8 protein-coding genes are annotated in these 5,721 nt (G+C 52.6%); 4 read left to right on the top strand and 4 right to left on the bottom strand.

Translation table 11 applies throughout. The annotated features are described in order from the left end of the window. The coding region (locus tag BLX42_RS03120) for a GNAT family N-acetyltransferase (protein ID WP_161871122.1) at positions 1–595 on the top strand (595 nt) is incomplete at its 5' end. Positions 596–719: 124 nt separating this feature from the next. Here the strand turns inward: BLX42_RS03120 and BLX42_RS03115 are convergent. The 3 genes from BLX42_RS03115 to BLX42_RS03105 form a co-directional block, all read right to left on the bottom strand. Further along, positions 720–881, bottom strand: coding sequence for a type II toxin-antitoxin system Phd/YefM family antitoxin (locus BLX42_RS03115; RefSeq protein WP_178110718.1), 162 nt, complete (start codon positions 879–881; stop codon positions 720–722). 216 nt (positions 882–1,097) lie between these two features. After that, the gene (locus BLX42_RS03110) at positions 1,098–1,913 is read right to left on the bottom strand and encodes an inositol monophosphatase family protein (protein WP_161871120.1); all 816 of its coding nucleotides are present in this window, start codon (positions 1,911–1,913) and stop codon (positions 1,098–1,100) included. A 44-nt stretch (positions 1,914–1,957) separates the two neighbouring features. Continuing rightward, complete coding sequence (locus tag BLX42_RS03105; protein WP_161871119.1) at positions 1,958–2,617, bottom strand: hypothetical protein; 660 nt, start codon at positions 2,615–2,617, stop codon at positions 1,958–1,960. A 465-nt stretch (positions 2,618–3,082) separates the two neighbouring features. Between BLX42_RS03105 and BLX42_RS03100 the strand changes: the two genes are divergently transcribed. Together BLX42_RS03100 and BLX42_RS03095 are read left to right on the top strand one after the other, a co-directional pair. Then, a complete protein-coding gene (locus BLX42_RS03100; RefSeq protein ID WP_161871118.1) occupies positions 3,083–3,502 on the top strand; it encodes a hypothetical protein in 420 nt (139 codons plus the stop codon). 2 nt (positions 3,503–3,504) lie between these two features. Then, a complete protein-coding gene (locus BLX42_RS03095; RefSeq protein WP_161871117.1) occupies positions 3,505–3,711 on the top strand; it encodes a hypothetical protein in 207 nt (68 codons plus the stop codon). Between the two features lie 40 nt (positions 3,712–3,751). Here the strand turns inward: BLX42_RS03095 and BLX42_RS03090 are convergent, their stop codons facing one another. Next, on the bottom strand, positions 3,752–4,240 hold the full coding sequence (locus BLX42_RS03090; RefSeq protein WP_161871116.1) for a hypothetical protein: 489 nt from the start codon (positions 4,238–4,240) through the stop codon (positions 3,752–3,754). Between the two features lie 254 nt (positions 4,241–4,494). On the opposite strand from BLX42_RS03090, the gene BLX42_RS03085 reads away from it, so the two are divergent. Beyond that, entirely contained in the window at positions 4,495–5,415 is a 921-nt protein-coding gene (locus BLX42_RS03085; RefSeq protein ID WP_161871115.1) for a DUF808 domain-containing protein, read from the top strand. Positions 5,416–5,721 lie beyond the last annotated feature (306 nt).

Here is a 5,721-nt window from a genome sequence, read left to right as displayed (position 1 = left end):
GGATGCTTGGCCGATTTTTTCAGTTGATGCACTGAGAGAGCTGGCGATTTACCATTACGCCTTCGATCCTCAGCAAGGCTTTGTCATGTCCGATTATGAAATCCGCATCATCACACCTAGCGACGCGCTCCTTTGCCATCGCATTGAGCATCGCTCTTGGTTGGGTGATGGGGCGGCGACTCTGGACGATTTTGAAGAGTGGATTCAACAGCGACCTGAGAATTTCCTCGTCCTCGAAAAGGATGGGGATTTGGTCGGTTTTGTTCATTTTGGCCATTCGGATGACGATTTCATTACGGAAGAGGGCTTCAAGGATCAATGCAACCAAGGGCCAGGCGCACGATATGCTCACATCAGAGCAGTTGCGGTTGATGATCCTGGTAGTGAGGTTAGCTCTATTGGAACTCTGCTAGGTCGTGCTTTCGATCACTTTGAGAGCCTAGGTAAAGAAAGTGTTCGCCTGCGGTGCAGGGATCAATACGTTGACCGTTTGAAAGATAAAGGCTTCAGATATATTGAGGCGATGACTTCCGATGACATCAGCACCTGGCATCAGATGGGGGTGGTGAAAGGCTGCTTCCCGTGGGTGGGATAGCCGAGACGCAGCGCTCGCCAGATGACGCAGACAATAAAGTGTAGATATGAAAAAACCGCTCGAGGGCGGTTTGCCGCAGCGGTTGCAGGAAACATTTACAGCCGCATCCGGACTTGCTAATTCTCTATGTCTCAAAGCCGCCTGGCTCCTGCTCCTGCTCCTGCTTATCGGGTGGTTCGGGCGCTTTCAGCAACACTAACGGCTTGCCGTTTTTTGTTATGATAAAAGTGTGTCCCTTGGCAACTAGCGCTACCAGGCGGCTGAGACGCCTACGAGCTTGGCTCATGGGAATAATGGTCAGCACTCGTTACTCTCCTGCATGGCGGCCTCGGCACCTTCCTAGCAAGCGGAGCGCGCAGGCGTGAGGATGGAAGCCCGGCAGGGCCGAGACCCGCCTGGCGGGGCTCGGTTCACGACAGCCATCCGCCAGAGGCGGCACGCTACAAAGCCGAAAGGCTAGGTTTAAAGGATATTCAGATCCTGCTAACTGCGCTGTTGCTCATCAACGGGCATCTTTTGCAAAGACCTTGCTCCAATCCCGAGCAACCAGATCAGCACATACCCTTGGCGCTCCACCGAAGCATCGTTGAGAGACCTGAAGCATTTTGGCCTCTGTTTGGTACCTGATTGGATTTCCATCCTCGTCAACCAGCACACCGTTGACGCCCATCAGCAACGCATGACCCGCTACGACGTCGTGAGCGGAAACAGGATACAGCGATACACCGCAGACTCCGTCCCCAGCCGCCACCTTAGCCAACCTGTAAGCAATGGACGGCATAGGGTAAAAATCACCAGGTGCACATAGCTCTCGGTTTACCTGTGGCTTCTTGCCGGCCGCCGAGCTGACCATTACAAGGCTCGATTCGGACAGCCGCTGCTTGGTCAGATCCAAGTACACGGGCGATCCGTTTCTCAGCAAATGATCCATACCAGCAGCCCAAGCGATGCAATCCGACGCACCCCCAGGAGTGACTGGAGCATGCACCACGCCCAGCACTGGCTTACTGTCATGCAGCAGTCCAACAGACACTGCCGAGCCCTTGAGCCCCTTCAGAAAGTCACTGGTGCCGTCATTGGGATCTACGACCCAGCAGCAAGGATCACCGGTCAGTACATGCCCGGTTTCCTCGCCCCAGAAATCGCACGGATGGATGCGCAAGAGCTCAGCACGCAGAACCTCTTCAATTTCGACGTCAACCTCCGCCTTGTCCTCGAATCCTCTAGGCCCACCAGGACGGACGTACTCAGCTGCGAGGAGAGCTCCAGCTCGCTCAACTGCTTTGATTACTGAGAAAAGAATATTCTGTGTGTACATGCGCCCAGTGGGCCGAGACGATGCTCGGCCCGTGCGACTGCCCTTCATTTGGCTGGAAGTTTGCTATTTTTGATAATACTTGGCCCGCAGTTCAGGCACTCAGTAGACCCACTCAATAACTCAAATTTTCGTTCAGAGGTATCGCGCCGACAGGCACCCATCAATGTAGGAGCATAATACTGAATTGTATTTATCGATTTGTGCCCTGACATAGTCTCTATCCTATCGTTAAAGGGCCCGGCATTTACTTCGCTGGGGCGGTTATTCAGGTAGTAATCGGTCATTCGCAAAGTCTCTAGCATTAGCCTCTCAGATTCTGGAGATTTGGAGTGAGGAAAAAACTTTGGGAAAATTCTGAGGCCAATGAAAGGCCATGTGCTAATCCGCTCACGCAGTTTTTCAAAGTTTACTTCTTGGGAGGGGCAAGCTTTCTCGATCTCAGCCTTGATGACCTCAAAGCTCTGCGCCCTCAATTCCTCCGGCGTCGCAAACTCAATCTTCGAGCTGCCTGTATCAAACTTCGAGCTGTCAGCACTCATCCTGACATCGTGATAGTCTGCATAGCCAAGGCAACGGCTAATGAGATTTTGAGCAGCGCTAAGTCCGATACGATTCTCGCCGGGCCAATCACGCTGTAGTAGCTTCGCTAGGCGCAGAACACCTTTGCCAGATTTTACATCTTGCGGGAAAATGGAAATTCGCATGGTCATCCTCCAATGATTGAGCGGTGTCGGCTGCCCGCAGCGACATATGTCGAATGAGTTGCGAAGCGTAGGGTGATGAACCTGTGAGTTATCTATGCGTGCCGACCGCTCGATCCAGGCTGACCGATTGGGCAAGCCTATCACGCTCATGGCAGAGGCTGTCCAGCACACTTTAAGGGTATGCGATTGGCATACTCTTAGTTGGTGTTGAGTTTGCCTGGACGATAGTCGGGTGCGGACTATTAATGTGGCCCAGTAATTGAAATGGCATACTAAGCTTTTCGACAATGACCACGAGATAAGTTGAGCATGAGCGCTCGCGGCAAGCGGAGCGCGTCAGGCGTGAGGATGGACGCCCGGAGGGCCGAGACACGCATAGCGGGGCTCGGTATACGACAGCCGTCCGCCTTGGCGGCACGCAACATGCCCCTCATATGTCTTGCCAAGCATTTGGAGACCAACAACATGAGACACGAAAATCTCCGCATCAGAGAAGCAGCCAGGCGCAAGACGCTATGGACGCTAGCCTCATTAGCACCAGGTCACCCTGACGCGCCTTCTTTGATAGAGCTACTCGACAGAATTTCTCTTGAGGAGCGGGGAGACCTTGTTCTCAATCCTGTATTGACGCTGGAAGAAATTACACGCTTCGTGCCGATCCGCCGCCATCCCTCTGGAAAAGAAATTGTTGTCGAGCATGAAATTCCAGAGCTATGGCGAGAGCGCTTTCTCCAAGCAAGCATCGGCTCGACACGACTGGTAGACGGAATGTACGCAACGGACTGGAAGAAATTCTTGAAGGAGTGGGCACTAGAGATGCAGGTTGTCGATACTCATCGAGCTGCCATATCCAAAGATCAGGCTATTGACGGATCAGGAGATTAAGCATGGCTGATGAAAGAGATGACACTGTTTACTGCGACATCAAGATGCCTGTCGACCAAGGAAGGGAACTGCTCAAATTGGTGCAAGCACTGCGAGAGTCCAGAGATCACCCGCACCTTGAGCGAGTGTTATCCGATATGGAGTACGAACTAACTACCTCTATAGATATCGTTGACAATCCTCCAAGCTGGGGATTTTGGGTGCACTGATGCCTCTGCTTGGCTGACCTCTGTCAAAGATCGCGATTTACTAAAGATCTCGATCCCAGGCATCCATCGCATCTTTAATGCTTTTGTGCCATTGAAGATTGGCGCTCGTTAATGAAGCTGCGACCTGCTTACTAGCATCTATATCTGGACGGGTCGGGAGGCTCTCTCCGCCGCTGAATAAACTTTCGCACGCTACGGCATACTCACCAGTTGTGATCGACTGCAGGCAGGTGTACTGCACGGATGAACCGTTTTCTAATCGACGCCAACTTATATATTGGATGGTGTCGGTGTGCTTTGATGTGGCGTTCGCCACTTTGTTTGGTGCTTCGTCTTGGCGTCTACGCTTGTAGTATGAGGCCATGATAGCGTCGCGCAGCTCCTCAGCATCAATCGACATTCCGCCACGCTCAGTCGTCGAAAGCGTCTCGAGGCGGTTTACTGCTTGAATAAAATCACGCTCCTGCTCCTTCTCGCGCTGCGATCTTTTAACAGGCAAGAGCCAGTCAGCTATACGTTTCAAAAACATTGGTTGGCGCCTGAGCCTAGATTCTGGTTGGCAGGCTACCACCTTGCGCGCTAGGCAGTCATGTGTGTGATTGGCTGTGACAACTGTGGTGGGGCGCCAACAGCGGTGCAGACCTTTGAAAGCTGTGCAGAACTGTTTTGCCAGCAGCAGGTCTGTATGCCATCTTGTCGGCCATAGTGCTGCTCTAGAGGGAGCCTGGTGAGTCAGGCGCTTCCGGGCATGAGATTGCTAGAAACTATTAAGGGAGAATGAATATGGCTGGCAGCAGTTTTTTTGCGTTGTTGGATGATATCGCGGCCCTGCTAGATGACATTTCTCTAATGAGTAAGGTCGCTGCAAAAAAATCCGCCAGTGTGCTGAGTGACGATTTGGCAGTGAACGCTGAACAAGTTACAGGCATGAAAGCAGATCGCGAACTTCCTGTGGTTTGGGCAGTGTTCAAAGGCTCACTCAAGAACAAGGCGATCTTAGTTCCTTGTGCCCTTATCCTCAGCGCGGTGCTGCCCGCAGCCGTTAAATGGCTCCTCATGGCTGGTGGTATATACCTCTGCTACGAGGGCTACGAGGCGATCAAAGACAAATTTTCTCGCGAAGGACATGGTGCGGAAGAGCACGGAAAGAAGGTGATCCCCAAAAGCACAGAGGAACTAGCCGAGTACGAGAGGCGGAAGATCAAGGGTGCGATTAAGACCGACTTTATTTTGAGTGCCGAGATCATCGTTATCACTTTGAACGTAGTGGCTGAGGCGCCTCTTTATCAGCAAATCTTGACCCTGATTGTGATTGCGCTGGCGATGACCGTGGGGGTCTATGGCCTGGTTGCTGGCATTGTTCGACTCGATGACGCCGGGTTCGCGCTGGTTAAATCGAAGGCTGAAGGAATGTGGGGTAGGGCGGTCAGAAAGTTCGGCCAGGTGTTGGTGTCGGCAGCGCCCGTTTTAATGAAGGCCCTGTCCTGGATCGGGACGATTGCGATGTTCTTGGTCGGGGGTACATTCGTGGCTGAGGGCATAGTGCCGCTCGAACATGCTGTCGAGACAGTGGTCGCAGAAAGTGGTAACTGGGGGGCGGTCGTCAAAGTCGGGTTGTTTGGTGTAGTAGGTGCCTTGGCTGGATTTGTAACTGCAGTTGCGATCAGTGGTTTTTCTTGGATTCGCAGGCTAGCTGCTAGCTGACTTATTAGGTGCTGAGATGGTTCGCTCGTGGGCAGATTAAATATGTCAATTGAGGGAAAAATCGGTGGGCTTACGAAGACTCGCGCCGGTCATCGAGGGCTGAATGTCTTTCTTCGGCTAGGGAGTGGGGGCGGTCAATAATTTCATGGAGGTTGGGGCCACCCCTCATGATGTCCACTTTTCTATCTGTCCATATGGACAGAACGTGGTTTGGTAAAACCCCCAAAATTAGGGGGTTTCAGCGTGTCCATGTCCACGTGACTTTGGATTGGGGTGGTGGCGGGATTCTGGTACACGGTGTTGCGC

This window comes from Pseudomonas sp. SG-MS2 (assembly GCF_009933855.1).
In the GTDB taxonomy this organism is placed as follows: Bacteria; Pseudomonadota; Gammaproteobacteria; order Pseudomonadales; family Pseudomonadaceae; genus Aquipseudomonas; species Aquipseudomonas putida_E.
This window is presented reverse-complemented; position numbering and strand designations above follow the sequence as displayed.

Bases quoted from the DNA above. Each gene is read 5' to 3' on its own strand.
- BLX42_RS03105 (WP_161871119.1), bottom strand. From the start codon at position 2,617: ATGCGAATTTCCATTTTCCCGCAAGATGTAAAATCTGGCAAAGGTGTT.
- BLX42_RS03110 (WP_161871120.1), bottom strand. From the start codon at position 1,913: ATGTACACACAGAATATTCTTTTCTCAGTAATCAAAGCAGTTGAGCGA.
- BLX42_RS03115 (WP_178110718.1), bottom strand. From the start codon at position 881: ATGAGCCAAGCTCGTAGGCGTCTCAGCCGCCTGGTAGCGCTAGTTGCC.
- BLX42_RS03090 (WP_161871116.1), bottom strand. From the start codon at position 4,240: ATGTTTTTGAAACGTATAGCTGACTGGCTCTTGCCTGTTAAAAGATCG.
- BLX42_RS03100 (WP_161871118.1), top strand. From the start codon at position 3,083: ATGAGACACGAAAATCTCCGCATCAGAGAAGCAGCCAGGCGCAAGACG.
- BLX42_RS03095 (WP_161871117.1), top strand. From the start codon at position 3,505: ATGGCTGATGAAAGAGATGACACTGTTTACTGCGACATCAAGATGCCT.
- BLX42_RS03085 (WP_161871115.1), top strand. From the start codon at position 4,495: ATGGCTGGCAGCAGTTTTTTTGCGTTGTTGGATGATATCGCGGCCCTG.